Origin of the sequence: Pseudomonas sp. 2822-17 (assembly GCF_002742485.1) — a bacterium.
Taxonomy (GTDB): Bacteria; Pseudomonadota; Gammaproteobacteria; order Pseudomonadales; family Pseudomonadaceae; genus Aquipseudomonas; species Aquipseudomonas cyclaminis.
Window position 1 is genome coordinate 1 of sequence record NZ_LJRZ01000694.1, and the last position, 280, is coordinate 280.

General features: G+C 61.1%; 1 protein-coding gene. It reads right to left on the reverse strand.

Going from position 1 to position 280, the window contains the following annotated elements:
• Nucleotides 1-280 (reverse strand): hypothetical protein (locus AOA60_RS32765; protein ID WP_158235060.1); only part of this gene is annotated, 280 nt, incomplete at both ends.

The window sequence follows — 280 nt, forward strand, 5'->3', positions numbered from 1 at the left end:
GGCGTGATGTCGATCAGTGGTACGTCGTTGACCAGGGTTACAGTCGGTTGGCCTTCGCCGGTGGAGCTGAGGCCACCAGCGTCGGTGACGGTCAGGTCGATCTTCGGCAGTTGGTTACCCGCGTTGACGAATTCGGCGCCTTTGGCGGTCAGTACGACGTCGTTGCCGGAGATGGCGTAGTAACCGTCGGCGTTGGTGCCGGTGGTGAAGCTGATGGTCAGATTTTCACGCGGCGTTTCTTCGTCACGGGCGTTGAAGGTACCGGCGACGGTGCCTGCTT